Origin of the sequence: Dapis brunnea BLCC-M229, assembly GCF_050015995.1 — a bacterium.
Lineage (GTDB): Bacteria > Cyanobacteriota > Cyanobacteriia > Cyanobacteriales > Microcoleaceae > Trichodesmium.
This window is the reverse complement of the sequence record NZ_JBNHEP010000189.1, coordinates 3,820-28,852: the sequence shown is the minus strand read 5'-3', so window position 1 is coordinate 28,852 and position 25,033 is coordinate 3,820. Positions and strand designations below refer to the sequence as shown.

Sequence of the window (25,033 nt, the reverse complement as noted above, 5' to 3'; positions counted from 1 at the left end):
TTAATAATTACCCCTTCTTAAAACGGATAGGATTGAGTCAAAGGAAAATTTTTGAAAAATCCCCTATCCAAGGGGAGGTAATTAGGCGTGAATTGTTGAATGAATAATTAATTGACTATCAACTCTTAATTATTAATTATTAACTATTAATTATTAATTATTCGGTAACTTGTTAATGCTGACTTGACAAAAAGCAATCTAGAGGTTTTTTTCTGGGGTTGCACATTAAAGAATGATAATAGATTTTCAACTGTTGCTAAATTAAGTGGCACTGTTTTGTCTGGTGTTAATTTGATAGCCGCTAGTCTAAAAGGTATTAATATCTGTATAGCTAATCTTAGTGGTATTAATTTGTGTGCAGCTAATCTTAAAAATGCTAATCTTAGTTAGGCTAATTTGAGTCTAGCTAGACTAAATAAAGCCTCAATACAAGGTGGTTTTCTGAAAGGAATGAATCTCAGTAAAGTATATTTGATGAAGGTAAATTTACATGGAATGGATTTGAATGGGGTGAATTTTAGTGGCCCTAAAATGAAGTTTGCCAACTTGTCTGGTGCAGATTTAACTGCCACAAATTTTAGTGGTACTAATTTAACTTCTGCTGATTTAAAAGCGACAATTATGAATGGCTGTAATGAGTGAAACTAATCTTGATGGTGCTGACTTAAGTGGAGCTAGTTTAAGAGGGGCAATTTTGGATGGGGTTGATTTACGAAATACTAATTTAACAGGTACTATGATGTCAGATGGTAAGGTTTATTAAAAGAGGGAGTAGGGAGTAGGGGAGTGGGGAAGAATTCATTAATGGATAATGGATATATTGATAATTACCTCGGGTTTTAAACGTACGGGAATTGAATATAAGGAAATATCCTAGCACTTTTGTCTTGGTCGAGTTGATAATTTTTTACAACAAGAAAAGTGATATATAGCAATCCTAAATTGGTTGTGAAAATTTTTACGACAGTTGATTTTAACTTAAAACCTTCATTTGACAGCTAAATAGAAGCTTGGTGTTATATAATGTAGCGAGTTAGAAAAACCTCTGAAGTTCTTATAATACCAAATCCAGGTTGGTGATACCAATTCACTTTAAAAATTTCACAAATATTTTCAAACTTTAGATGTGAAATAATTTCCTGAAATTACTGTAGTGTTAAAGTTCTAAGTCTGTAAAATATTACTTTTGACTTTTAAGTTCCGTGAAACGATATGAGAAGGTATTTTTTTAAATTATAGTCATTGATACATAAGGGATTTGATAATTGAACAAGCATTCCTTTATACTCGGATTTAGTATGATTTCGTGCCGTTATTGTTTGAAAGTTATTTCAGACAATAAAAAGCCAGATGTCTAAAAACAATATAAGCTGATACTTTTAAGCTTTAATTGCCCCTAGTTGCACGAACCTTCCGATCTACGCAAATAATTTGAAAATTTCTATATGATTTATTTGACAGAAAGTAATGATATTAAGAACGCTATTGAGAAATTGACTCAAGCTAATTTGCTTTGGATTGATACAGAAGTTGCTGATTATAATACTCGTAAACCTAGGTTATCTTTAATTCAATTGTTAGCTGAACCTGAAGATTTAATAGCCGATAATGTTTATATTTTAGATGTTTTAGATGATGATAGTTTAATTCATTTTTTTATTGACAAAGTTATGCTTTATCCTGATATTGAGAAGGTATTTCACAATGCTAAATATGACATTAAATTTCTAGGTAAAAGTCAAGCTCAAAATATTACTTGTACTTGGGAAATAGCTAAAAAATTACCTTATTATATTTTGCCAATACCTAATTTCAAACTGAAAACATTAGCTGAAAAACTTACTAATTTTAAAAATATAGATAAAGAAATACAGGGAAGTGATTGGGGAAAACGCCCACTCACAGAAAAACAACTAGAATATGCAAAAATGGACTCGGTTTACTTAGCTCAAGTACACTTAGCTTTGTTAGAGTTAATTCAGCAAAATAATTCTGAACCTGCTACTGATAATTTAGATGAACTGACTCAAAGATATCAAGAAATTTTACATGAATGGAAATTGTTAGATTCAGAAATTTCTCATATACTTGAACGGATAAAATTAGCTATGCAGGCACAGAATATTTCTGAAACTTCTACTTTTAAATTATCATCTGTAGAACGAACTATTCAGAAAGTTAATTTTGCTGAGTTGGCAACTATAGTAAAAAGGCAGGGAATAGATTTGGATTTTCCCATTACTTTAACTCAAAAACTACAAAAAGATTTTGGAAATATTATCGATAAACTTTCCCTAAATACAGAGAGTATTTCTAGTTGTAAATTGACTTTTAAGGATTTTCCAGATATTACTGACCAAGATTAGTGAGAAAATTAGAAAAATTGCAACAATTTTTAATTATTGGATTTTCTCAATTCGTAGACTAAGTAACTATTCTATCCTACTCTTGTACATAGCAAAGCTTCTAAATATTGGTGGCTTAAATATAAATAACTAACACATATTATTGAGGACCAGTCAAAATGATGCAAGCTCAAGATATTATGACCACGGATGTTGAAACAATTCGCGGTTCAGCAACAGTAGCTGATGCTGTGAAAAAGATGAACGATCTATGTCTGCGTGCTTTAATTGTGGAAAGACGTCACGAGCAAGATGCTTATGGTATTGTCACAGAGGCAGATATTGTTTATAAGGTTACTGCTTATGGAAAAGACCCTAAGCAAGTGAGAGTTTATGAAATTATGACTAAGCCTTGTATTGTTGTTAATCCAGATTTAGGTGTGGAATATGTCGCGCGTTTATTTGCTCAGACAGGTATACACCGAGCACCTGTGATTAAAGATACATTGCTTGGTATTATTTCAGTTACAGATATCTTAAGCAAGAGTGATTTTGTTGAAAAACCAAAATCTGTGCTACTTGAAAAGAGAATAGAGGTAGCTATTGAAGAAGCAAGAACTATTTGTGCAAAAAAAGGTGTTACTTCTAAAGAATGTGCAGCAGCATGGGATATTGTAGAAGAGTTACAAGCTGAAGCTGCTCATCAGAAGGCAGAAAGACTTGATAAAACTGCTTTTGATGAATATTGCGAGGATAATCCAGAAGCTGCTGAAGCAAGAACTTATGATATTTAGTTTCACAGTTTTACCTGTATATATATAAGATTTTGGTGGTGATGCATAGTAATGGTAGAGAGAGTTTGGGGAGTTTGGGAAGTGTAGGGAGTGCAGGAAGTCTAAGAAGAAATTAAAAAATATATATCTTCACCATTACAATACAGGACTACCAAGATTTTTTCTTTTAGCACTGAGAATAATATCCAGTACTTTTTTGGGGTTGGTGATTAGGTAATGCTCTTCAATATTTATGAACTGTATATATATAGTTTTTCCATAGATATTTGAGACAAAAGCATTACACATTCACCAACGTCACTTTTTTTGGCGATCGCTAAAAATAGTAATATTAAGTTAAGTTACATTTTTTTTGTTTTGCGGGTAGTGCTGCATAATAATACTATCAGGACTTACGCAAATGTACTATGTATAGAGTTCAAAAACTATAACGTTATAGTTTTTAACGCTATATATGTGGTCTCTGTGTAAGTCCTAACTATAAATTAAAGGATGCGATGATTTTTTTTTACTATCCACCCTCAAAAAAATCTAGGATATTAGCAGAAATAAAGATTTAGGTAAATACTAATTGTTGGTTTAATTTGATGAATCTTTCCTTAATATATGATAGTTGAAAACCAATTATTATTCATTTAACCTGTAAAGCCTTACAGCGCTTTTCGCTCTTGATGAACCACATCACCATAAGCAAAACCCAGTAGGGACATTGCATGCAACGTCTCTACTGTGGTCTGCTGAAATGAAAACTGCTGTAAATAATAATAGTGGAAAGCAAAAAGTTATAATTATCAAAGAAAAATATAGAAACTTGTTGGTCTGGTAGGTCAATGAAGATAGTTAAAATATTTCTTGTTGTCTGTCTTAGTGTGATGTTTTTTTTATCCAACCTAAAGCCTTAGTTAGTTGGGGATTATTATCTCCTTTTGAAATAATAATAAAAGGTGCAGGAGATGCAATAGAAGGTGTAGTAGATACATTTATTGAAGTTATGATTGAAAAGCTTTCTAGAGATGCTAGTAAAGCAGCTAGTCAGGCAGCATTAGTAGAATTAAATAAATTTATCAAAAGCGAAATAAATCCCCTTTTTGATGATGTGTTTAAGAAGGTTGATGATGTAGCAGCAAAAAACATTCTTCGCAGTGAAGAAGCAGCTAAAATACTCATGGAGGATGGAAAAAAAAATATCCTTGAAATTGAAAATGAAGTGGTTGAAGATATCGATCAAATTCTAGAAACAGTAGATGACCAATACTATAGTGCTATGTAGGAAACCTTTTCAGAGATTAATCATGCTTGTGCAGAAGCTCTTATTGATGTCCGCTACACTCTCGGTATAGTAGATCGATCTGTAGAAGCACGAATTAATCAAATTATTTTAGAAATGATGAGACTTTTAGCCAAAGTTGATGAGATTGTCCAAAAAGCACCAGAGACTCTTTATGATGACCTGTTTTCTCGCACACTCACAAGATTGGAGCAGCTTCAGCAAGATACTTTTAACCAGTTAGATGAACTTGTCAAAAAACTTGATTGCTTTACAGTAGGCACAATTAAAGAGGTAAAATTGGGAATTGAGGCATCAGTAAAAAGTATTCGTCCCTTCTCCTTACTTTTATTTCCCACCTATTGTGAAAAGAAAATGGGTACTTTGGAAGGTACAGAAATTTATCTCTACGCATAAGTCCTATAATATCAAATCCGGTAGTATCGGTATAAACAAAGGGTAGAAACCAGGTTTATATGAAATGCCTACTATACTCACATCTGCATCCCATAAACCTGGTTTCTTATTACACTCCGAAACAAACGGATTTGATATAAAAAGTATAGGACTTACGCAGAGACCATGTATATAGCGTTCAAAACTATAACGTTATAGTTTTAAAACTCTATATATATTACCTTTGCATAAGTCCTGAAGTAGTTTGGATCGATTGGAGAGACTATCTCAATCAATAACTCTGAAGGAGAATAACTATGAAACGTTTATTAAAATTAAGCACAATTATATTTCTGACTATTATTCTCATACTTTCTAATCCTCAGTCAGTAAGCAGTCAAAATATAGGTTGTACTAAAAACTCTACTGCCTTGGAATGTTATCAGCAAGCTTTATCAGTAGTTAGTTCAATAAAGCAAGAATTACAAACCAAACTTGAAGAACTAGAAACTTTAGCAAACAAAGTAAATTCTCTCGATCAAAAATTAGATAATAAAGTTCAGAATCTATCAAATAAACTTCAGGACTTGACAAATATAGCGGTAGTTCAAGATTCCGATTCTGTTAATAATATTCATCTCTTTCTAGCTGATGAATATGTTAAGTTATGGAACTATAAAACTGGTAGAGACTATAATATAGATGTATCACAATATGTTCCCGATATAGCTAAAGGTGCAGTCATCAGAGTAATTGTAAACTCTAATGATGTTGGTTCAGGTTCTTTTGTTTGTGCTGATAGAAAGGGTAACTATAGTAAAAAAGTTTTCCATTTTTTACAGAACGGATATACTAATTATTCAAAAGATCCATTCTGGTCAGGTGGTATAGTTTTTTGCCCCTTTTTTAAGGAGAAAACTTTATAAATGGACAATGGCTTCTAATAGAAACAATCCTGATTCAAGTGTAGTTTCTTACGGTGGTTTGATTGGCTGGCTTTAAGCGTTGCTGATTTCTAGTATAAATTAGCAAATATAATAGTATAACTTCTGCTCATTAGAAAATAAACTCATACTATTATTCAGCAACGCCTATCCTTCAAAAAAGCTAAGTAACAGACAACCGACTAACTTTTCTAACGAATATATTCTTTAAGAATACTATTCCGATTTGGATGTCGCAACTTCCTCAGAGCTTTTGCTTCAATTTGTCGAATCCGCTCGCGAGTCACATTAAATATTTGCCCGATTTCTTCTAAAGTTTTCATCCGACCATCATCCAAACCATATCTTAAACGTAATACATCCCGTTCGCGGGGACTCAAACTATTTAAAACACTTTCCAAGTCTTCTCGCAATAAATTTTTAGATACTTGGTCTTCAGGAGTTTCCCCATCTGACTCAATAAAATCTCCCAGTCGAGAATCTTCTTCTTTTCCAATGGGAGTTTCTAAAGATATAGGCAGTTGAGCAGACTTAGCAATAAAACGCAACTTTTCTATAGTCATTTCCATGCTAGTTGCTATTTCCTCTTCTGTAGGTTTACGACCCATTTCTTGAGAAAGAAGCTTAGTAGTTTTCTTGATTCGGGATATAGTTTCGTACAGATGAACTGGTAGACGAATAGTACGAGACTGATCGGCGATCGCTCTGGTAATAGCCTGACGAATCCACCAAGTTGCGTAGGTACTAAATTTATAGCCCTTTTCATGGTCAAATTTTTCTGCCGCTCGAATTAATCCCAAACTACCTTCTTGAATCAAATCCTGGAATGATAAGCCTCGGTTCATGTATTTTTTGGCGATGGAAACCACTAGACGCAGATTAGACTGTACCATCTTTTCTTTAGCTCTACGTCCAAGTATTAACCGGCGCTTAAACTTTGGCAATTCCATGTCTACAGCATTTGCCCACTCACTAACTTGGGGTTCTCGATCTAAATCGTACATTAGATCTTCTCGAATCCGCTCCAATTCAAGAAGATCTGCAATCTTACGCGCTAATTCAATTTCTTCATCAGCTCGTAATAGTCTGATTCTTCCTATTTCTTGTAGGTAAAGGCGAATCGAGTCTTCTGTATAATGCTTTTTTTTACCCACAGTCCGAGTACGGGATTTGGCAACTTTAGCAGACTTTAGATCATCCTCATCAGACTGAGCATCTATATATTCTTCTCTATCTCCGATTAAAATGTCTAACTCATCATTTATTTGTCTGGTTGGGGTTGGCTGAAATAAGTCGCTAGGTTCTAGCTCAGGCTGAATGGTGGTTTCGATTACGTTGTTAGTCTGGATCATGTCGCGTTCCTCATGCTCCTTAAGTTGAAGAATAAATTACTTTACAGAAGTTTTCTGTCTATCTTAAGACAGTATAGCTAGTGACCAAACCTGTATGGTTTATCTTTTTTGCTGAAAACTGAGAAATTTCGTGAGTTTACCTGGAATAATATTTATCCATTTAAGGCTTACTTTGTTGGTATTGACTCTTTTTTCACAGTCTTCAGAGTAATATTTCTGGCTAGCGGTCGTACCAGTATCATTTTCTACATTTGAAGTACCTCAACTAAACTTCGTTATAGTTGTTTTTAGCAGTGGGGATAACCCCAACAACTCCTCTTTTTTTTCATAGCTTACTTCAGCGTCAGTGCTAGGCATTTTTTAATCTTTGCTCTTAAAGATAATGAGCTTTCAACGCAAGCTTTTCGGTAAAAATTTCTGATATACAGGGACAGAAGTGAGCATTCTTATAAAGCTCTTACCTGTCTGGTAGTCCTGTATAATAATGGTGAATAGTTGCTAAAACGCTGACTATAAGGGTTGCCGAAAAAATTACAATGCACCATTACTACCTATCTTATTTTTCCCATTTACTTTGAGCGTGCCGAGCGCCTATCTACTTATGCTAATAGCTTAAGCTGCGATGATAGCCATTATTTATCCCACTAAAGTCGGAATTATTCCTTTAAGTTAGCCTGTCTCATACCAATTATGTCAAAAGCTATGACCAGGAAATCATTTCAATTTAGGCTATCTGAAGAATTAGTAGAACCAACTTCAGCCCTAGATCTATTAGCAATAAAAAACAATGACACAGCTAATTTAAGAATTAATTAATCCACGACCAACCCCACTCAATGACAACTATTTGGACATGAAGGGTGTATTTCATAGTTATCCAGCCTTTTATCTTCATAACCTAATATTTATATTAGATTAGGTTGAGAATTGCCAGGGGTTTTAGTTCAACACCATAACAACATCCTTTCTTTAGTTTTTGTGAAAATATCTGAAATTTTACTACACAATTACTTCTAGTTAGTTATGGTGCTATATTTTCGAGGTAAATAGTTCAGGGAAATATTTACAACATAACAAATTATACCCTAGCTATAAAATTTTCACCCAAAAAAGGGACTAATATCTATTTTAGTTTGTACTTTTTCTCTTCAACCTCCTTTTTTTTCTAGGATTTACTTTTGTTATTACATCTGCTGTATCTATGATTGTAGATTGTAAGATTTTTGGAAGATGAACGTGATTAGTTTCATGCTAGCAATAATCTATAAATTAATCACCTCCACTATTAATCATGTTGAGTTTAGAAAAATATTTTTAGTTTTTTCACACATATACTGATCCTCGACACGGTTGTGTAGAAAATATTCTAGTAAAAGGGCACAGAGAACAGGGGTAAAATTTCAAAGTTTGTCTTTTGGGATTTTCTACCAATGATTTCGTATTTCTATACTACTTAAGTACTTTATCTTAAACTATATATAAATTTCCCCAAATAGCTTTTTGCTCAATTGATTTGATTATTTTATTAAGATTTTCCCGACTTTTGGTTAATATTTTTATTCATTCCTATATTATTATAATTTTTTTTACTCTATCTGTCATAATTTTGATATTTTTTCCTAATTTTATGAATATAAATTTAGTTTTCCCCTTAGTTCTATCCTTTTTGGACTTTATAGTAGATTCTATTTTCCGGGTCAAGTTCAAGTTTTTCTTTCACTATGACACTCAAATACTAATTGTAATGATTAACTGTATACAACCTTAATTAAAGCTAACTCTGAAAAACTTGATAATTTTTAGTTTAACAGATTATTTTGTCAACGCCCACTCCTATTCTCCCACACTTATTATTTTTTGTGATTGTTATGGTCATTACATATCAATTTTGATCTGTTTATTTATCTATTATATTTATTTACTATAAATTAATTAATCATTTTAATCTTATACTCACACTTTGGTGTTCATCCTTGATTAGTCTTAACTGCTTTGATCGAATCTCAACACTCTAGTTTCAAAATTAGTGGGTAAAGTTAATAGTTGATTTTTTGATGAGCAGTTTACAAAAATTGACAAAAACTGTTATATAAGGACATTTATCTAAACCCAAATTTTCAGTAACAGATACTCCTTATCTGTAACTTAGCTCAAATTTTAGCAATTGGAGTTAAATATTACGTTAAGAGAAATTAAGTTTTTGATGTTAAACAGTCATGATAGATATTCATGCTCCACTTTTTATAAATATTTAAAGATAGCATATTGAAACTAGGCAATGCCAAAACAATTAGTGTAAGTGCTGAATACGAACAAGATTAATTATAGATAAGTAGTCAAGTAAAGTATACAAGTATATTTTTTCCGCTACTCCCTACTCCCTGAAAAATATTGGATTAATTTTGCACAGGTACTTATTGCTAACTACTAAATACCAGTCCAATAATCTGCTACAAATGTTGCCATAACTTTACAGTTGTTAAGATGTATTTATTTTATCGAAGCATTCTCATATTTTAGTATTTCAATTCAATAAGAACCTTTTCTCAAAAATTTGATGTAATTTTCAACAAGAGGACGGGTTACTTTTCTGTTAGTAATTCTTTGTCCATTATGATAATGAATTTGAGCATGGACATGATAACCTGAAGTTCTTCCTGTGAGACCTTGGATGCCAATTGGTTGTCCTTTAGTAATTCTTGTTCCTTTTCTTGGTGACGAACCTTGAAGTAAATGACCCATTAACCAATAATAATTAGTCCCATCACACATAAGTTCAACTATCTGACCCGCACCTTGTGCAGTTGTAAAACTGCCATTTTTGCCTTGAAATCTAGTTCGGCGAATAGTTCCTTGACAAGGCGCTGGAATGGGAACTTTTAATTGACCATTTAGCTCCAGAGTAAAGTCATAAGCTCCAGGAGGAGTATCATCAATGAAATAGGGAGTATGAATTACATAAGGGAGAAATTTATCTGATTTACCATAGTATGGGGTCAGCAAAGGAGTAATTTTGGGGAAATAATCTTCTACCCACTCTTGCACAATGACTATTTTTTTTACTGTTTGCCCTAGTATTTTAACTCCTGTTTTGATTAAGGGAGCTAACACAGTTATATATATTAAAAATATAAAGATCAAAAAAACAAAAAAATTTTTAACTCTACCACTATTATGATTGTATTTTGCTTGTAAAAAAAGTTGTTTAATCATGAAAAATAATGGCAATTTATCTTGTTTGAAGTTTTGTTTAAATGACTTTTTATGTCTAATTTTTCCCAGATATTTTTTCATAAGGAATTGGATGATTTTAATTTTTTGTTGACAACTAATAAATTAATATTATACTAATTAAAGTCGATTAAAGAGATTGAGTATTTATCCCACTGAATGGTGTCATATCCCTTGATAAGTAATCGTATTCTTCAAAGTTCATGGTTGACTTAGTAACTGCTGGAAAAACTGTTTATTAAATGAAAGTCAAATCCTTGTTTAGGGTTGGTTTTGCTGGTGCAAAGCTTTCCTAGCTCATATTGCGTATTCATTTCGGCAACAGCAGTTTGACTGCCGCACAAGTCAGTTAAAGCTCCGCTACATCAAAAGTGCTAGTAAGGAAGTAGGCAAAATTATTTGTGTTTTTACTATTCAGTGATATGTTGATTTATCTGTAGTTTGTTTGCTACTCCTTGTAGACTCAAAATGCACAGTTATTTTGCAGAGATACTGATACATAAGTCAAAATTCAGGCATTAAACAATCAGGTATTAAGATTATACGAGCAGCCAAACTTTAATTAACAATAATTTAAGGGCATTAATTTAACACTCCAACTTGTGACATTATTTAGGTGAATTGGTATAATACCATACATGAAAAAAGAATGTTACCGAGAAATTAAGGTATAAAGCCTCTCCATTCATGGAGAAGGAAGCGGTCGGAAAGCTGAGCATGACCTAGGATGGGATGGCGAGGTCTCCCGCTCTTTCAGAGCCGCTCCGCTTTTCATGTCGGCGACAGCCGAAACGCCATATCCAATCGACCAAGAGAGAAAAAAATTCCTTTTAGCCAATCCTCTTCTTTATAAGAAGAGGTAATTATTAATTGTTAATTATTCATTATTCATTATTGAAAAATAGTTTAGGGTCTGAAGAAGGGAGAGGGAAGAAGGAAGAAGTTCATTAAAAGTATTCATGGGTGAGGTTAGGAGTCAGGAGTCAGAGGAATTACAGAGGATGTAGTTGGATATATTTGTCCCTCAATTTTTTCGCCCTTGTCTGCTCAAAATCCTCACATTTTCAGCTATGGGGAGCAAAAACCTTGCACTTTTTTCGCATCAAAAAGGCACTTGCCTTTATATGTCAATGGTTTTGGATTTAATCAGCAAGCCCTAATTAATATCCCCTATTTATAGCAAACATTTATCAAAGTGCTAGAAAACAAATAACCCTTTAACAATTATAAAGAACGGATATAATAGTATATAGAGTAAATGCTCCAGTGCAATAATATAGATTAATGTGAGTTATCTGGAATTACCCACTTCCATAAAGGATGAGTTTGCCCTTGATGATTAATCTGACGTACTTGTTGTTCTAAGCGCTTTTGTTCTTCTGGAGATATGCCCCAAAGAATGTGTCTACTTTGCCAAACTAAAATAGCAGTAGTAGTACCAAGGCACAGACTTAAACCAAAGCTGGCTAGCTTATTATAAGCCAAAGCGTAATGTACAGAAACCCAGGTAAAATGCTTGAGCCACAAAGCAATTTCTCCGCGTAAACTCCAGATACTTAAAAAACCAATACTAATCCAGAGCAACCCAACTATTAGCCACCTACCATAAATAATTAGTTTGTAGAGTCTTTGTACTTGTACTTGTGAAACTGAATCATTTTTACACATTTTCAGGATTTTCAAGGAATAAGAAAAAAAAGGAATATGGGAAATTATCTTATTTGACTACTTCCGGAATTAACGTTACAGGGATTTTATAGCGGTTTTCATTAACATAGAACACAACTATTAGGTATGTAACTAATCAAGCTTTAGGCATACTTATATTATTTTTGTAGTCTACCTTTGTGAAAACCGCTATAAGTTAATACTACGAACGAGATAAATCCGTATTGGTTTGTTTCTACTTAGCTGAGTGACTATAGAGTTATTCTCTGGAGACCTCAAAACCCTCCTACAAAGTTAACTTAGTCTAAAAGCTAGCTGAGATGCTTGGTGTTCTGATAATATTTCCAATAACCTTATAATCTGCATTCAGATACAAATTACAAATTATTAGTTCTCCTATACGAACCATCCTTTATTCTTTTTCCTGAGAGTTTCCAATCATTGGGTTTCTAAGCATAGGTTAGTAAATTATAGCAAACAGCATTTAGGGCGAGGAAATCACTAAATGCTGTTTGTAGAGGATTTCCGCAGGAAAAACTAATCTGTGACTTAGTTTTAAATTTTTAATTTTGACTTCTGAATCTAAGAGCTGATTTGTAAACTAGCTAAAAGTCTTATATTACCGAAAAATAAAGGTTGAAAGCCTCTCCTTTCAAGGAGAAAAAGCGGTCGTTTGCGTTAGCGCACTTCGAAGCTCCTCTGCAAGAGGCAGCTCCTCTGAAAGAGGCAGCATGACCTAGGATGGGATGGCGAGATTTCCCGAAGAAAGCAGAGCCACTCCGAAGTGCGCCATATCCAATCGACCAAGAAAAGAAAAAAATTCCTTTTAACCAATCCTCAATGTTTTAAGAAGAGGTAATTATTAATTATTAATTGTTAATTATTAATTATTGAACGAGCTTGCATAATTTAGCAATTATCTTTTTGAATCTGGCCGTAGAAATATGTACAAATTATAAATATAAGTTGCTCTAATTTTTTTCAGTTAAGGTATAAGAATTTGAAAATTATCATTTTCTCTAGTTATATCTAAACAGTATTTTCTTGGCTTTCTACTAATTCTGAATTTTCTTCTATAGGATTGGGGATAAATTCACCAATACGTTCGCGCCACCAAGCTAAAAGTGTACTAGCAATAAAGATACTAGAGTAAGAACCTGCCACAAAACCAATAATTAAAGCCAAAGCCAAATATTTTAAAGTTTCTCCGCCAAATATCAGAATACCAACCAAGGGTAATAAAGTAGTCACAGTTGTATTAATTGACCGTGTTAAAGTTTGATTGACAGCATCATCAACTATCCGATCTATTGATTCTCCTGGATAGCGCTTAATTACTTCCCGAACTCGGTCGTAAATTACTACTGTATCATTAACAGAAAATCCAATAATAGTTAGTAAGGCAACTAAAAATAAACTATCTACTTCCACACCAGCTACTAAACCAAGAATTGAGAAAATGCCAACCGTAACTAATATGTCATGGAATAGGGCAACAAAAGCAAATACGGCATAGTCCAACTTAAATCTAAAAGTTAGGTATATAGTAATGCCAAAAAAAGCAACCAGTAGAGCTGATAGTCCAGAGGTAAAAATTTGTCGTCCTAAAGTAGGGCCAACCGTATCAATTTGAGTAGAGTTTGGGTCAAATTTGCCAAATTCTGCACTTAAAGCTGTGATTAACTGAGTCCGAGTATCAACATCTAAAGTTTTTGTGCGTATGTCAAGAGCTTGTTTCTCTTCTCCCACAACTTGAATACTGGTGTTGCCTAAATCTTGGTTGCTTGTTATTTCTCTAACAGCAGCAACTGTAATGGCTTGATTGCAGTTGTTGGGTATCATGCAATCTAATTCTAATTGTAACCGAGTACCCCCAACAAAGTCTAAACTTGGACGTAAAGGCGCACCAATATCTGGCCTACTCCAAGAAATGACCATAGCAATTAAACCACTAAGTATAATAGACCCTGAAATTGTCCACCAAAGCGATCGCTGTTTAATAACACTTATTTTCATTTTTATTGAACCAATTTAGATGTAGGATTAGACAATAGAAAAAATTTTAACAAGCTATCAGCTATCAGCTATCAGTATTTCCTTAGCAAAAGGCGATAGCCAAGGGAATCGCAATAGGCTGAACGCTGACTACTGACTACTATTTCAATGGGGAATAATGGTTCCTTCTTGTTTCAAGAAAGGAACATGAGAGTAGGGAATAGCTAAATCAAGAAAAATTATACTCAAGAAGTTTTCTGATGACTCCTATAACTGACATTCTGATCATTAATTTTTCAGATTATCAAAGGTAGTATAAAATCAGTCAATCGCTTTTCTTTAACTTTCTAAGACTCAAATAATCATGAAAATAGTAAATATAAATAGTTAGAGTTGGCTGATTAACTATCAAAGCATTGTACAGATAAAGGCAAGTGCCTTTTTTGGTCGAAAAAAGTGTCAGCTTTTCAGTTCAAAAAGCTGAAAAAGTTAGCATTTTGGGCAGATAAGGATAGAAAAATGACTCTGACAAATATATCCGACTATCTCCTGCATAATTTCCCTAACTCCTGAGTTCTGAGTTCTGAGTTCTACCCAAACCCATGCATACTTTTTCCGCCAACCCTAGTTAATTATTAACTCCAATTAATTGTTAAACTTCATTTTCTCCTGAATCTTTGTCTTTTATAATAAGTTTCGCAATGCAGAATGTAGGCTATGAGGTTTTTGAGATTATTTCAATTCTGGACAGAATAATTCTGGTTTGCGGAATTGGGAAAATCCAATTGTCCAAAACATTAAAGTTCGACTACAAGTAAGAGCAGTAAACATACTAATTGCTACACCAATTCCCAAAGTCAGGGCGAAACCTTTTACCAAACCAGTTCCTAACCAGAATAGTGCTACACAAGCAATCAAAGTTGTGACATTACCATCTAAAATACTAGAAAAAGCTCGATAAAAGCCAGACTCTACAGAACGATATAAAGTTTTCCCAGCTCGTAACTCTTCCCTTGTCCGTTCAAAAATCAAAACATTGGCGTCTACTGCCATACCAATACTCAGGATAAAACCTGCAATTCCTGGCAATGTTAAAGTAACGCCCAAGATGGAAAAACTAGCAATGGTAAACAGGGCATAAATAACCAGAGCTACGTCAGCAATTATGCCAGGTAGCCTATAGTAAAACACCATAAATATTAACACCAGAATTAGGCCACCTATTCCTGCATAGACACTCCGCTGAATACTATCCCGACCTAAAGTTGCCCCAACAGTTCGATTTTCAACTATTTCTACAGACACAGGTAGAGCGCCACCCCGCAGTTGTACAGCTAGGTCATTTGCTTGTTGAGCGGTAAATCTACCTTGAATCACTGCATTACCACCAGTAATACCTGTCTCTGCAAATTCAACACTAACTGTAGGAGCGCTTAATAATTTATCATCCAGGAAAATACCAATACTACGTCCAGTTCCTGCTAAATTTTTGGTAAGTTCAGCAAACTTCTGCCCTCCTTCAGAGGTGAAGCGCAAAGCCACATTCCAATTATTAGATCCAGGAGCTTCTGGTTCCGCCAAAGCATCTCTCAGGTCTTGACCTTTAATAGTTGCTTCTTTGAATAATTGAGCGATCGCTTGATTTGTTTTTTGGAGAGAATCCAAATTTTTATCTATAGCTTCTTGGTCTTCACTATTTTTGAGTAATTCTTGCTCTACTAATAGTTGTCTTTGTACTTGATATTCAATTCCTAACTGTTGTTCAGTCCTTTGTAATTGTTCTCGAAAGTCGAGTTGAGCTGTCCCTCCTAAAACCCGTTCAGCTTGTTCAGGGTCATTTACTCCTGGTAGTTGGACTAAAATTTGGTCTTGTCCCAAAGATTGGACTACTGATTCTGATACACCTAGAGCATTGACCCTATTTTCGACTATTTTTAGAACTCCTTCCATAACGCGTTCGTCAATGGTGGGAATTTCCTCAGAGGTTTGTAGTTGAATGGTGAGTTGTGACCCGCCTCTGAGGTCTAATCCTAAACGAATCGGAATTTGACTCAATACTGTAATTGATGCGATAACTAAAACTAAGATTAAGGCTATATAAGAATTTTGTCTACGCATAATTTAAATATCTGAAAGAAGCATTTAGAGGATTATTTATAGATGATTAATATTTTGCTTTTGTTTGTTGGCAATTTAAATTTTTTTGATATTTTTTGAGAGAATTTATTTTATAAAGTAAATATTAATGCCTGAGGGAATGTTTATAAATTCAAGATATCTAACTATTTCTCTTGTCATATTTGTATTAGCAGCAAATACATATTTCCTGAATCTTAATTTTTACTTGAAATAGTTCTTAATTCTAGTTTTTTTTTAATCAGGGCTTGCTGATTAACTATAAAACCCTTTATCGGCAAATGATTTAGCCTTTTTTATGTTTAAAAAGTGCCAGCTTTTAGCTTACTCTAGTTAAAAATATCAGCATTTTGAGCAGACAAAATCGGAAAAATCAAGGAACAATTATTTTTTCTACTTCCTCTGTAATTCTTCCTAATTCCTAACTCCTAACTCCTAACTCCTGACCCTGCCTCCTAAAACTTTTTCAGAAAACCCTAATTATAATTGTACAAATTAAGTAATCTACAAAGCAGTACAATAATAAATAGAGAAATAAAAAAGGGAGTATGATAGCTAATTGCTATATAGCAATTATCTATCATTTCTAAGATTTCGTGGTAATTACAAGTTACCTAGGGTAGCCATCGAATTGGCGAGGTACTGAAATTAGAACATAAAAGGATTTTAATTTATCTGAAATGTTTAACAACATATCATAAATCATTCCTGATTACTATATGTATAGAATAGATACATATACCCCTTAAACAACGTGTATACCCAAAATACTTTACAACTTATTAGAGGAATTAATAAGGAAGAAATAGGAATGAAGTTGGAAGCATTCAGTTGGGAATTTTATCATCAGGAAGTAAGAAGGATAAAATCAGAAATAAGAGTTGATTTCAATCAAAAAAGTTAATCAGCTTTCTTCCTTTTTTTTCCTCTTCATTCGTAAGCATTCAGCGTTTCCTGCGGAATACTATGCAAACAGATTTTAAAAGAATAAAGAAACTGCTAAAGTTAGATGATAACTTTTTTCTTCATAACTTTTAATTCTCTTTGGAGACTAATCCGTCCTTCCATGATAATGAGCCAATAAATCATAGCTGATAGCTGACGACTGAATGCTTACCGAATAATTAATAATTAAATAATTCACGCCTTGAAGGCTCCCCTTGGATAGGGGAAAAAGCGGTCGGAAAGCGGAGCATTCCGTAGGATGGGATGCCGAGGTCTCCTCGCTTGCCTCCAATCGACCAAGAGAAAAGAAAATATTCCTTATATTCAATCAAGAACGGTTTTAACCAGAGGTAATTATTAATTATCCATTATCAATTAATGAACTTCCTTCTTCCTTGGAGTTAAACTTTCATTGCCACCATTTTTTGTACTGCTTCAACAATTTGTTCTGGTTGTACAATTGTTAATCTTTCAAGTGTACCATTATAAGGTGTGGGAATATCTTGAGAAGACAATCGCAGAACAGGTGCATCTAATTCATCAAATAATCTTTCATTAATTGAGGCAATTAACTCAGCAGCAATGCCACCTGTTTTCATGCACTCTTCAACAATAATCACTCTGTGAGTTTTCCTAATAGAAGTACCAATGGTTTCAAAATCGAGGGGTTTGAGAGATATTAGGTCTATAACCTCTGGGTCATAACCCTGTTTTTCCAAAGTTTGTACTGCTTGGGTAACGTGATGACGCATTCGGGAGTAGGTCAAGATAGTAACATCTTTTCCACTCCGTACCACTTCTGCTTTATCTAGAGGTAACAAATACTCTTCTTCTGGTAAGTCTTCTTTGAGGTTATAGAGAAGAACATGCTCAAAAAATAATACCGGATTTTCATCACGGATAGCTGCCTTAAGTAAACCTTTGGCATTGTATGGAGTTGAACAAGCTACTATTTTCAGACCAGGAACAGCTTGAAAATAGGCTTCTAATCTTTGAGAATGCTCTGCACCCAACTGCCGACCTACACCACCAGGACCACGAATCACTAATGGGATTTTGAAATTGCCACCAGAAGTATACCGTAACATTCCAGCATTATTGGCAATTTGGTTGAAGGCCAATAATAAAAATCCCATATTCATACCTTCTATTATAGGCCGTAATCCAGTCAGAGCTGAACCTATGGCCATTCCTGTAAAGCTATTTTCTGCAATGGGAGTATCAAGGACACGTAGTTCCCCATATTTTTGATAAAGGTCTTTGGTAACTTTGTAGGACCCTCCATAGTGACCCACATCTTCACCAAGAACATATACAGTCGGGTCTTGAGCCATTTCTTCATCAATGGCTGCACGGAGAGCATTAAATAATAAAGTTTGTGCCATTTATATAGATTGGTTGTATGAGTTAGGTTGCATTTCCCAAAATGACCTAAGAGTGAGATTTAGGCTTCTCAGCAAGTCAACATATTGATTCCGTATCCTGAGGTTTGTTTTTAATTCCCCATGCTGTCCCACTGGAGAAACAAAAATTACTCGGAATTTTAGCTGATAGCTAGTTAAATGTTAATATTAACCTTTTGCTGCTTTATGTAAGCAGCTTTTTAACTAATTTTACTTCACTTCTGTTTAGTACTAATTCATTATCATAAAAAACTATATTTGTCAAACTAAAATATAATTACTTTATCATACCAATTTGATAAATGTTTGCTACAAATAGCTAGGGGATTGTTTAAGAGTCAGAATTCAGAACTCAGGAGTCAGAATCAATAGCTTTGATATCATTTATTCTTTCATAATTTATCTTATTAGTCAAAAGGATATATCTTGTAAGGTATGCACTATTTTCCTTCTTATTCGTAACATTCTTTTTTGAAAATGGTATAAGGCAATATAAATTATATTGTTGACTAAATTTTTAGAAAACCTCTGTACAAAATTTAACTTGATATTTTAAGTAGTATTTTCAGAAAAAATGTAACTTGTTTAGTGGTTCTTAGCAACAAATTTTTATTGAATAATTTATAAATTAAATTTGCTTTTATTTGTACCAACATAAAAAGAGGTTAGCAGTGGAAAGTTCTCTTGATAATTTGTGGAACCAAGTCTTAGAAAGGCTGCAATTACAGTTAAGCAGACCGACTTTTGAAACTTGGATTAAAACAGCTCATGCTGAACAATTAGAAAATAATTGTTTAGTAATTCGTACCCCTAACCCTTTTGCTCGGAATTGGTTACAGAAATACTATATAAAAACCATTGCTGATGTTGTACATAATATTCTGGGTTACCCAGTAGAAATTTACTTAACTACTTCTTCTGTAGGTGAAGATGATGGAAAAGAAGATTTGGGATTAATATGGCCTGAGCATAAGGCTGCTGATATTCTAGAAATTTCATCTATTCAAAAGCCTAAACCAGCAAATCTTAATCCAAAATATATGTTTTCTCGGTTTGTGGTAGGTCCGAATAATCGTATGGCTCACGCAGCTTCTTTAGCAGTCGCAGAGTCTCCAGGCCGAGAGTTTAATCCTTTATTTTTATGTGGTGGAGTCGGTTTAGGTAAAACTCATTTAATGCAAGCTATTGGTCATTATCGCTTAGAAATTTTTCCTGATTCTCAAATATTTTATGTTTCTACAGAAAAATTTACTAATGATTTGATTGCTGCTATTCGTAAAGATAGTCTGCAAGGTTTTAGGGAACATTATCGAGCGGCAGATGTTTTGTTAGTGGATGATATTCAATTTATTGAAGGTAAAGAATATACTCAGGAAGAATTTTTTCATACTTTTAATACTTTGCATGAAGCTGGCAAACAAATAGTATTAGCTTCTGATAGACCTCCAAATCAAATTCCTAGTTTACAAGAGCGTCTTTGCTCTCGGTTTTCTATGGGATTAATTGCAGATATTCAAGCTCCCGATCTGGAAACTAGAATGGCAATTTTACTGAAAAAATCTGAGTATGAAAATATGCTTTTGCCTAGGGATGTAATTGAGTATATTGCTACTAGATATCCTACAAATATTCGGGAGTTGGAGGGTGCTTTGACTAGGGTTGTTACTTATATTTCTATTTCTGGTTTGCCAATGACTGTGGAGAATATTGCACCTATTTTAAATCCACAAACGGAAAAATTGGAGGCATCGCCAGAGGCAGTTATTAAGGTTGTTTCGGAAAATTTTAATGTATCTATAGAGGATTTAAAAGGTAGTTCTAGAAAGCGAGAAATTACTTTGGCAAGACAGGTTGGTATGTATTTGATGCGACAACATACAGATTTGAGTTTGCCAAAAATTGGAGAGGTTTTTGGAGGAAAAGACCACACAACTGTTTTGTATAGTTGTGAAAAAATTAGTCAGCTACAAAGTAGTGACTTGAATTTAGCTCAAACAATTCGACAGTTGAGCGATCGGATTAATTTTTCTACTCGTGATTAGTGAGTAGAAACAATAAGGAGAAGAGTAGAGAACTAGATAAAAAAAGTTTGTCCTTATTGATATAACTCTATTCAGTTAAGGATTCCATGAAACCTCAAATATTGTATCTTAATCTAAACAAAAAAACTTATATAGCAATCAGGGATAGTGGTAAACAAGTAAGGATTTTGCTCGTCTACCTTATGACAATTGAAGGGATTTACCAACCCACATCCTTACATCTTTAAGACTATCCAATCAGGAATCAGATGTGAGAATTTGACTATTCCCTAAAAGTCTAGAATATAGTGGTTATCTTATACTTGACATCCTCCCGACGCTGCTCTACGAGACAGCGCGGGATTCCCTAGCATCGCTGTTAAGGGCTTTCTGTTGCCTCTTGCAGAGGAGCTGCACTAACATAGCACCCGCCTTCCGGGATTTACTCCCCTCGGGTCTTACGGTCGCTCCTAAAGACTTGCCAGCGCGGTCTTGGGGGTTCCCCCCATGAGCGACTGGCGCGCTCCACTGCGAGTCCCGCAGCCAAAATATTTAACAAAGCGTTTATGTCCCTGTCATGGTGAGCTGCACACTCTGGGCAATCCCACTCTCTTACACGTGGATTAATTCTAAGTGCTAGAGTGGGTAAACATACTGACAATTTCCCATACGGAATTGATATAGCGGCAGCTATATCGCCTACTTTAATTGGATTTGGATTCATAGTCGCAAGAACAATACTGCAGCCCAAAGAGCTGGATTAGCGTTGGCGGAGCAAGTGCGGCAGCTATATCGCTCCTTGGAATTGGAATGATCTGATTACCTATCCCACACTTTCCTGATGCACTACCGATATTTTATCGGGTAGGAGTATCTCAAAAATTGAAGTTATCAAAAATCTCAAATTTTATCTTGACCCAAAAATAGATTTTTCCACAGGTTTTCCACAGGCTATTTATTTGTAAAATCATTGATCTAGTAAAGATTTTTTGGAGTTTTCCACATTTTCCACAGATATTAACTTGAGATTTTATTACTGATATTTTTCGTCTCATGTCAGAGGTCTAGATTACTCAAGTTAAGAATGCTAGGATTTCAGTTCGAGGTGAGTTTTGTTCAAAAAACCTCCTGTTCCTTATTAAATAACTAAACTCCAATGAAATTAACTTGTACTCAAAGTGACTTAAGTAGTAACCTTTCTCTAGTTAGTCGTGCAGTTCCCTCTCGACCTAATCATCCAGTATTAGCAAATGTTTTATTAACTGCAGATGTAGAGAATCAATGTCTAGAGTTAACAGGTTTTGACTTAGGTTTAGGAATTCGTTCCAGTTTTTCAGCAGTTGTAGAAACTGGTGGAACTTTTACTTTACCTGCCAAATTATTTAACGATATTGTTTCGAGACTACCGGACGGTAATATTACGATTGATGATGATGAAGGGGAAGCGATCGCTACTCTTACTTCTACATCTGGTCGTTATCAAGTTAGAGGCATGGGAGGGGAGGAATATCCGGAATTACCAAGTGTGGAAGGTGGGGATGTTGTTAGTTTACCACCGGAAGCTTTGATTAATGGTTTGAAAGGAACCTTATTTGCCACAAGTCCTGATGAAACTAAACAAGTATTGACGGGAGTACATTTAAAAGTACAACCAGATGGTTTAGTATTTGCTGCGACAGATGGCCATAGGTTGGCGATAGTAGAGACTGAAAGTGTAGCACCAGAGGGTGAGGAAGAAACAGAGGTACGGGCGATTCGCGAATCGCCCGTACAAGAAATTACAGAGTTTGAAGCAACAATTCCAGCAAAAGCTTTAAGGGAAGTTGAACGGATGATTGGGATGGGTAAGTCTGGTTCTTCTGTTACTTTAAGATTTGACGAAGGTCAGGTAATTTTTGAGTTGGGAGAGCAACGTTTAACGAGTAGAAAATTGGAGGGTCAATATCCAGCTTACCAACAATTATTACCTAGTAAATTTACTAATCAAATTAATGTGGATAGAAAACAATTTTTAGGAGCTGTGGAAAGAATTGCTGTTTTAGCTGACCAGAAAAATAACATTTTGAAGTGTACTATTGATAGTGTTAATCAGGAAATTTCTTTATCTGTAGATGCTCAAGATGTGGGAAGTGGTCGAGAGTCTATGGCGGCACAAATTTCTAGTGATGAGCCAGAGGAAATTGCTTTTAATGTGAAGTATTTGATTGAAGGATTAAAGGCTATTCCTTCAGCTTCGGAGATTTCTATTCAGTTAAATACTCCTACAACTCCGGTGGTTTTAAATCCTTTGGGAGGATTGAAAATGACTTATTTAATTATGCCTGTTCAGTTAAGAGGTTAGCTGTCTAAGATGATTTATTAATCGTAAGTTTTAAGAATTCAGTCGAAGGAAGGCAGAAGGGAAAGGGCAGAAGGCAGAAGGGAAATAAAGGTTTAAAGGGAGAAAGTTTTTTTGTCACTAATTATCCGGACTAGACAGTGCGAAGTTCTTTGAATAACTATTGCTAGCTAAGGCTTTCAGCAACTCAAGCTTAGAAACTATCCATTCATACCTGTAGGTGCTGTAAGCCCTTTCCAGTAAGACTTTCAGTCAGATAAGCAAATCGTTTTTTAGCAGAACTTTGTACTCTCCAGATCCGGACATGATATTAATAATAGCTGAATGCTTAGTTTCCTCTTCCCTGTTCCCTGTTGCCTCTCTCGATTTTGCACAACTACTTAATAGACTTATTATGATTGATCAAAAAATAGACATAGAAGAACTTCTAACAAACCTCTATAACTCCTTCGATCCATTTCAACCATTACCAGCAGGAGACCCTCTTTATGTAGACTGCAAAGAAGTCCGAGGAGATGGAGATGTTTTAGTAGATTTAGGCAGAAAAATTAAGCGCTCAAAGAGGATGACTTGTCAACTTTATGCTGGTCATCGAGGAGCAGGAAAATCTACAGAGTTACTTAGACTTAAACAATACTTGGAATCACAGAAAATATTTGTAGTTTATTTTGATGCAGATAAAGAAGATATTGACTCAGAAGATGCCGAATATACAGATATTTTACTTGCTTTGACTCGTCATTTACTGCAAGATTTAAAAGAAGTTGCCAAACCGAATCCTATACTTAACTGGCTAGAGAGTCGCTGGCAATAATTGAAGGATTTAGCATTAACAGAAATTGACTTTGAAAAGGCAAGTATTGACGTAAAAATATCTACTTTTGCCAAAATAACCGCAAATTTAAGAGCAGTACCTACTCTCCGCCAGCAAATTAGGCAGAAAATTAATCCTCATACTGTAGATCTAATAAAAGTTTTGAATGAATTTCTTAATGATGCCAAGAAGAATTTACCTAAAGGTTTTACAGAATTAGCAGTAATAGTCGATAGCTTAGAGAAAATAGTGCCTGTTATTCAAGAAGATAAACGCACTAATCACGACCATATTTTTATAGACCGCTCCGAACAATTAAAAGCATTAAACTGTCACATTATTTATACAGCTCCTATCTCTATGATCTACTCCCACAGAGCAGTAGACTTGAGAGAATTTTATGACGGAAACCTAGAGGTTTTACCGATGATTATGGTGCAGAATCCTGATGGTAGTAAATACGAACCAGGATTTAATAAAATTAAGGAATTAATTGTCAAGCGAGTGGAACAATTGGCTCCTAATCTTTCCCTAGAAACAGACATATTTGATAGTGAAGAAACTTTGAATCAACTCTGTATAATTAGTGGCGGTCATGTGCGGAATTTACTATTATTAATTCAGTCAGCTTTTGACTATACAGATGATTTACCAATTCCCATAAATGCTATCCGCAGGTCAATAACAAAAGCTAGAGATACTTATCGGCAAACTGTGGATGATCATCAATGGATAAGGTTAGCTGAAGTGGCATTTTCTAGGGAAGTACCTAACGATGATAATTACCGCAGTTTAATGTTTAATCGCTGTATTTTGGAATATTGTTATTATGATGATGAGGGAAAAATGCAACGTTGGTATGATGTTCATCCGTTGATTAAAGGTACTCCTGAGTTTAAGAAAGCTGTTGAAAGTATTAATCAGAAAGAAGTTTGACACTCCACGGGTTAAAACCGCGTGGATTCTGACGGTTGTAAAAACAGGGGATAAATCCGCCTGTTTTTACTTCTCATACGAATGGGAATCCCGTGGCTCATATTTCACCCAGGGGTTAAAACCGCCTGGCTCTCATCTTCAACTCAAACTTTTGTAGTGGCGCGTCAAGCTTAAAATGGTGGAATAGATTTTTAGCTAAAAGCTTTAGCACTCCAGCGCGGGAGATGGATAGGGAAATTTTTCTACTATTGCGTATAGAGCAATAGTTAATTCATTGTCTGAAGCACTCCAGCGCGGGAGATGGATAGAGAAATTTTTCTACTATTGCCTATGGAGAAATAGTCAGTTTATTTTCTGAAGCACCCCAGCGCGGGAGGTGGATAGAGAAATTTTTCTACTATTGCCTATGGAGAAATAGTCAATTCATTTTCTGAAGCACCCCAGCGCG

General features: G+C 34.6%; 18 protein-coding genes and 1 pseudogene. 12 read left to right on the top strand and 7 right to left on the bottom strand.

Annotated elements, in window-relative coordinates:
- Positions 1 to 183: 183 nt before the first annotated feature.
- The 8 genes and pseudogenes from ACP6PM_RS21445 to ACP6PM_RS21410 all read left to right on the top strand — a co-directional run.
- Positions 184 to 513 (top strand): annotated as a pseudogene (locus tag ACP6PM_RS21445) (pentapeptide repeat-containing protein); the annotation flags it as partial.
- Positions 496 to 642, top strand: a complete 147-nt coding sequence (locus tag ACP6PM_RS21440; RefSeq protein ID WP_426588204.1) for a pentapeptide repeat-containing protein — start codon at positions 496 to 498, stop codon at positions 640 to 642. The pseudogene ACP6PM_RS21445 and the gene ACP6PM_RS21440, both read left to right, overlap by 18 nt.
- Positions 635 to 763, top strand: coding sequence for a pentapeptide repeat-containing protein (locus ACP6PM_RS21435; RefSeq protein ID WP_426588202.1), 129 nt, complete (start codon positions 635 to 637; stop codon positions 761 to 763). Before ACP6PM_RS21440 ends, ACP6PM_RS21435 begins: the two co-directional genes overlap by 8 nt.
- A gap of 682 nt (positions 764 to 1,445) precedes the next feature.
- Entirely contained in the window at positions 1,446 to 2,366 is a 921-nt protein-coding gene (locus ACP6PM_RS21430; RefSeq protein ID WP_426588200.1) for a ribonuclease D, read from the top strand.
- 158 nt (positions 2,367 to 2,524) lie between these two features.
- Complete coding sequence (locus ACP6PM_RS21425; RefSeq protein ID WP_426588198.1) at positions 2,525 to 3,139, top strand: CP12 domain-containing protein; 615 nt, start codon at positions 2,525 to 2,527, stop codon at positions 3,137 to 3,139.
- Between the two features lie 991 nt (positions 3,140 to 4,130).
- Positions 4,131 to 4,409 (top strand): hypothetical protein, encoded by a 279-nt coding sequence (locus ACP6PM_RS21420; RefSeq protein ID WP_426588196.1) that lies wholly within the window; start codon positions 4,131 to 4,133, stop codon positions 4,407 to 4,409.
- A 114-nt stretch (positions 4,410 to 4,523) separates the two neighbouring features.
- Complete coding sequence (locus ACP6PM_RS21415) at positions 4,524 to 4,823, top strand: hypothetical protein (protein WP_426588194.1); 300 nt, start codon at positions 4,524 to 4,526, stop codon at positions 4,821 to 4,823.
- A gap of 296 nt (positions 4,824 to 5,119) precedes the next feature.
- On the top strand, positions 5,120 to 5,728 hold the full coding sequence (locus tag ACP6PM_RS21410; protein WP_426588193.1) for a hypothetical protein: 609 nt from the start codon (positions 5,120 to 5,122) through the stop codon (positions 5,726 to 5,728).
- 209 nt (positions 5,729 to 5,937) lie between these two features.
- On the opposite strand, the gene rpoD is transcribed toward ACP6PM_RS21410, so the two are convergent.
- The 6 genes from rpoD to ACP6PM_RS21380 form a co-directional block, all read right to left on the bottom strand.
- A complete protein-coding gene (rpoD, locus tag ACP6PM_RS21405) occupies positions 5,938 to 7,098 on the bottom strand; it encodes an RNA polymerase sigma factor RpoD (RefSeq protein WP_426588191.1) in 1,161 nt (386 codons plus the stop codon).
- 2,529 nt (positions 7,099 to 9,627) lie between these two features.
- Positions 9,628 to 10,209, bottom strand: a complete 582-nt coding sequence (locus tag ACP6PM_RS21400; protein WP_426588189.1) for a M23 family metallopeptidase — start codon at positions 10,207 to 10,209, stop codon at positions 9,628 to 9,630.
- 1,401 nt (positions 10,210 to 11,610) lie between these two features.
- Entirely contained in the window at positions 11,611 to 11,997 is a 387-nt protein-coding gene (locus ACP6PM_RS21395; RefSeq protein WP_426588188.1) for a hypothetical protein, read from the bottom strand.
- A 1,029-nt stretch (positions 11,998 to 13,026) separates the two neighbouring features.
- Positions 13,027 to 14,013, bottom strand: coding sequence for a protein translocase subunit SecF (gene secF, locus ACP6PM_RS21390; protein ID WP_426588186.1), 987 nt, complete (start codon positions 14,011 to 14,013; stop codon positions 13,027 to 13,029).
- A gap of 711 nt (positions 14,014 to 14,724) precedes the next feature.
- Positions 14,725 to 16,110 carry a protein translocase subunit SecD gene (secD, locus tag ACP6PM_RS21385; RefSeq protein WP_426588184.1) on the bottom strand — a complete coding sequence of 462 codons (1,386 nt, stop codon included), beginning with the start codon at positions 16,108 to 16,110 and terminating at the stop codon, positions 14,725 to 14,727.
- A gap of 1,364 nt (positions 16,111 to 17,474) precedes the next feature.
- On the bottom strand, positions 17,475 to 18,458 hold the full coding sequence (locus ACP6PM_RS21380; RefSeq protein WP_426588182.1) for an alpha-ketoacid dehydrogenase subunit beta: 984 nt from the start codon (positions 18,456 to 18,458) through the stop codon (positions 17,475 to 17,477).
- 689 nt (positions 18,459 to 19,147) lie between these two features.
- Here ACP6PM_RS21380 and dnaA point away from each other — a divergent pair.
- The gene (gene dnaA / locus ACP6PM_RS21375) at positions 19,148 to 20,518 is read left to right on the top strand and encodes a chromosomal replication initiator protein DnaA (protein WP_426588180.1); all 1,371 of its coding nucleotides are present in this window, start codon (positions 19,148 to 19,150) and stop codon (positions 20,516 to 20,518) included.
- A gap of 421 nt (positions 20,519 to 20,939) precedes the next feature.
- Here dnaA and ACP6PM_RS21370 read toward each other — a convergent pair whose 3' ends face one another.
- A complete protein-coding gene (locus ACP6PM_RS21370) occupies positions 20,940 to 21,221 on the bottom strand; it encodes a zinc ribbon domain-containing protein (RefSeq protein WP_426588178.1) in 282 nt (93 codons plus the stop codon).
- Positions 21,222 to 21,653: 432 nt separating this feature from the next.
- Here ACP6PM_RS21370 and dnaN point away from each other — a divergent pair, with 432 nt between their 5' ends.
- From dnaN to ACP6PM_RS21355, 3 genes are all read left to right on the top strand, one after another.
- Positions 21,654 to 22,838 (top strand): DNA polymerase III subunit beta, encoded by a 1,185-nt coding sequence (gene dnaN / locus ACP6PM_RS21365; RefSeq protein WP_426588177.1) that lies wholly within the window; start codon positions 21,654 to 21,656, stop codon positions 22,836 to 22,838.
- A gap of 391 nt (positions 22,839 to 23,229) precedes the next feature.
- Positions 23,230 to 23,649 carry a P-loop NTPase family protein gene (locus tag ACP6PM_RS21360; RefSeq protein WP_426588175.1) on the top strand — a complete coding sequence of 140 codons (420 nt, stop codon included), beginning with the start codon at positions 23,230 to 23,232 and terminating at the stop codon, positions 23,647 to 23,649.
- Positions 23,650 to 24,585, top strand: a complete 936-nt coding sequence (locus ACP6PM_RS21355) for an ATP-binding protein (protein WP_426588174.1) — start codon at positions 23,650 to 23,652, stop codon at positions 24,583 to 24,585. It begins immediately after the preceding gene.
- Positions 24,586 to 25,033: the final 448 nt, after the last annotated feature.

Excerpts from the sequence above, each read along its gene's own strand:
- ACP6PM_RS21440 (WP_426588204.1), top strand. The coding sequence starts at position 496 with ATGGATTTGAATGGGGTGAATTTTAGTGGCCCTAAAATGAAGTTTGCC.
- ACP6PM_RS21435 (WP_426588202.1), top strand. The coding sequence starts at position 635 with ATGAGTGAAACTAATCTTGATGGTGCTGACTTAAGTGGAGCTAGTTTA.
- ACP6PM_RS21430 (WP_426588200.1), top strand. The coding sequence starts at position 1,446 with ATGATTTATTTGACAGAAAGTAATGATATTAAGAACGCTATTGAGAAA.
- ACP6PM_RS21425 (WP_426588198.1), top strand. The coding sequence starts at position 2,525 with ATGATGCAAGCTCAAGATATTATGACCACGGATGTTGAAACAATTCGC.
- ACP6PM_RS21420 (WP_426588196.1), top strand. The coding sequence starts at position 4,131 with ATGATTGAAAAGCTTTCTAGAGATGCTAGTAAAGCAGCTAGTCAGGCA.
- ACP6PM_RS21415 (WP_426588194.1), top strand. The coding sequence starts at position 4,524 with ATGATGAGACTTTTAGCCAAAGTTGATGAGATTGTCCAAAAAGCACCA.
- ACP6PM_RS21410 (WP_426588193.1), top strand. The coding sequence starts at position 5,120 with ATGAAACGTTTATTAAAATTAAGCACAATTATATTTCTGACTATTATT.
- rpoD (WP_426588191.1), bottom strand. The coding sequence starts at position 7,098 with ATGATCCAGACTAACAACGTAATCGAAACCACCATTCAGCCTGAGCTA.
- ACP6PM_RS21395 (WP_426588188.1), bottom strand. The coding sequence starts at position 11,997 with ATGTGTAAAAATGATTCAGTTTCACAAGTACAAGTACAAAGACTCTAC.
- secF (WP_426588186.1), bottom strand. The coding sequence starts at position 14,013 with ATGAAAATAAGTGTTATTAAACAGCGATCGCTTTGGTGGACAATTTCA.
- secD (WP_426588184.1), bottom strand. The coding sequence starts at position 16,110 with ATGCGTAGACAAAATTCTTATATAGCCTTAATCTTAGTTTTAGTTATC.
- ACP6PM_RS21380 (WP_426588182.1), bottom strand. The coding sequence starts at position 18,458 with ATGGCACAAACTTTATTATTTAATGCTCTCCGTGCAGCCATTGATGAA.
- ACP6PM_RS21370 (WP_426588178.1), bottom strand. The coding sequence starts at position 21,221 with ATGAATCCAAATCCAATTAAAGTAGGCGATATAGCTGCCGCTATATCA.
- dnaN (WP_426588177.1), top strand. The coding sequence starts at position 21,654 with ATGAAATTAACTTGTACTCAAAGTGACTTAAGTAGTAACCTTTCTCTA.
- ACP6PM_RS21360 (WP_426588175.1), top strand. The coding sequence starts at position 23,230 with ATGATTGATCAAAAAATAGACATAGAAGAACTTCTAACAAACCTCTAT.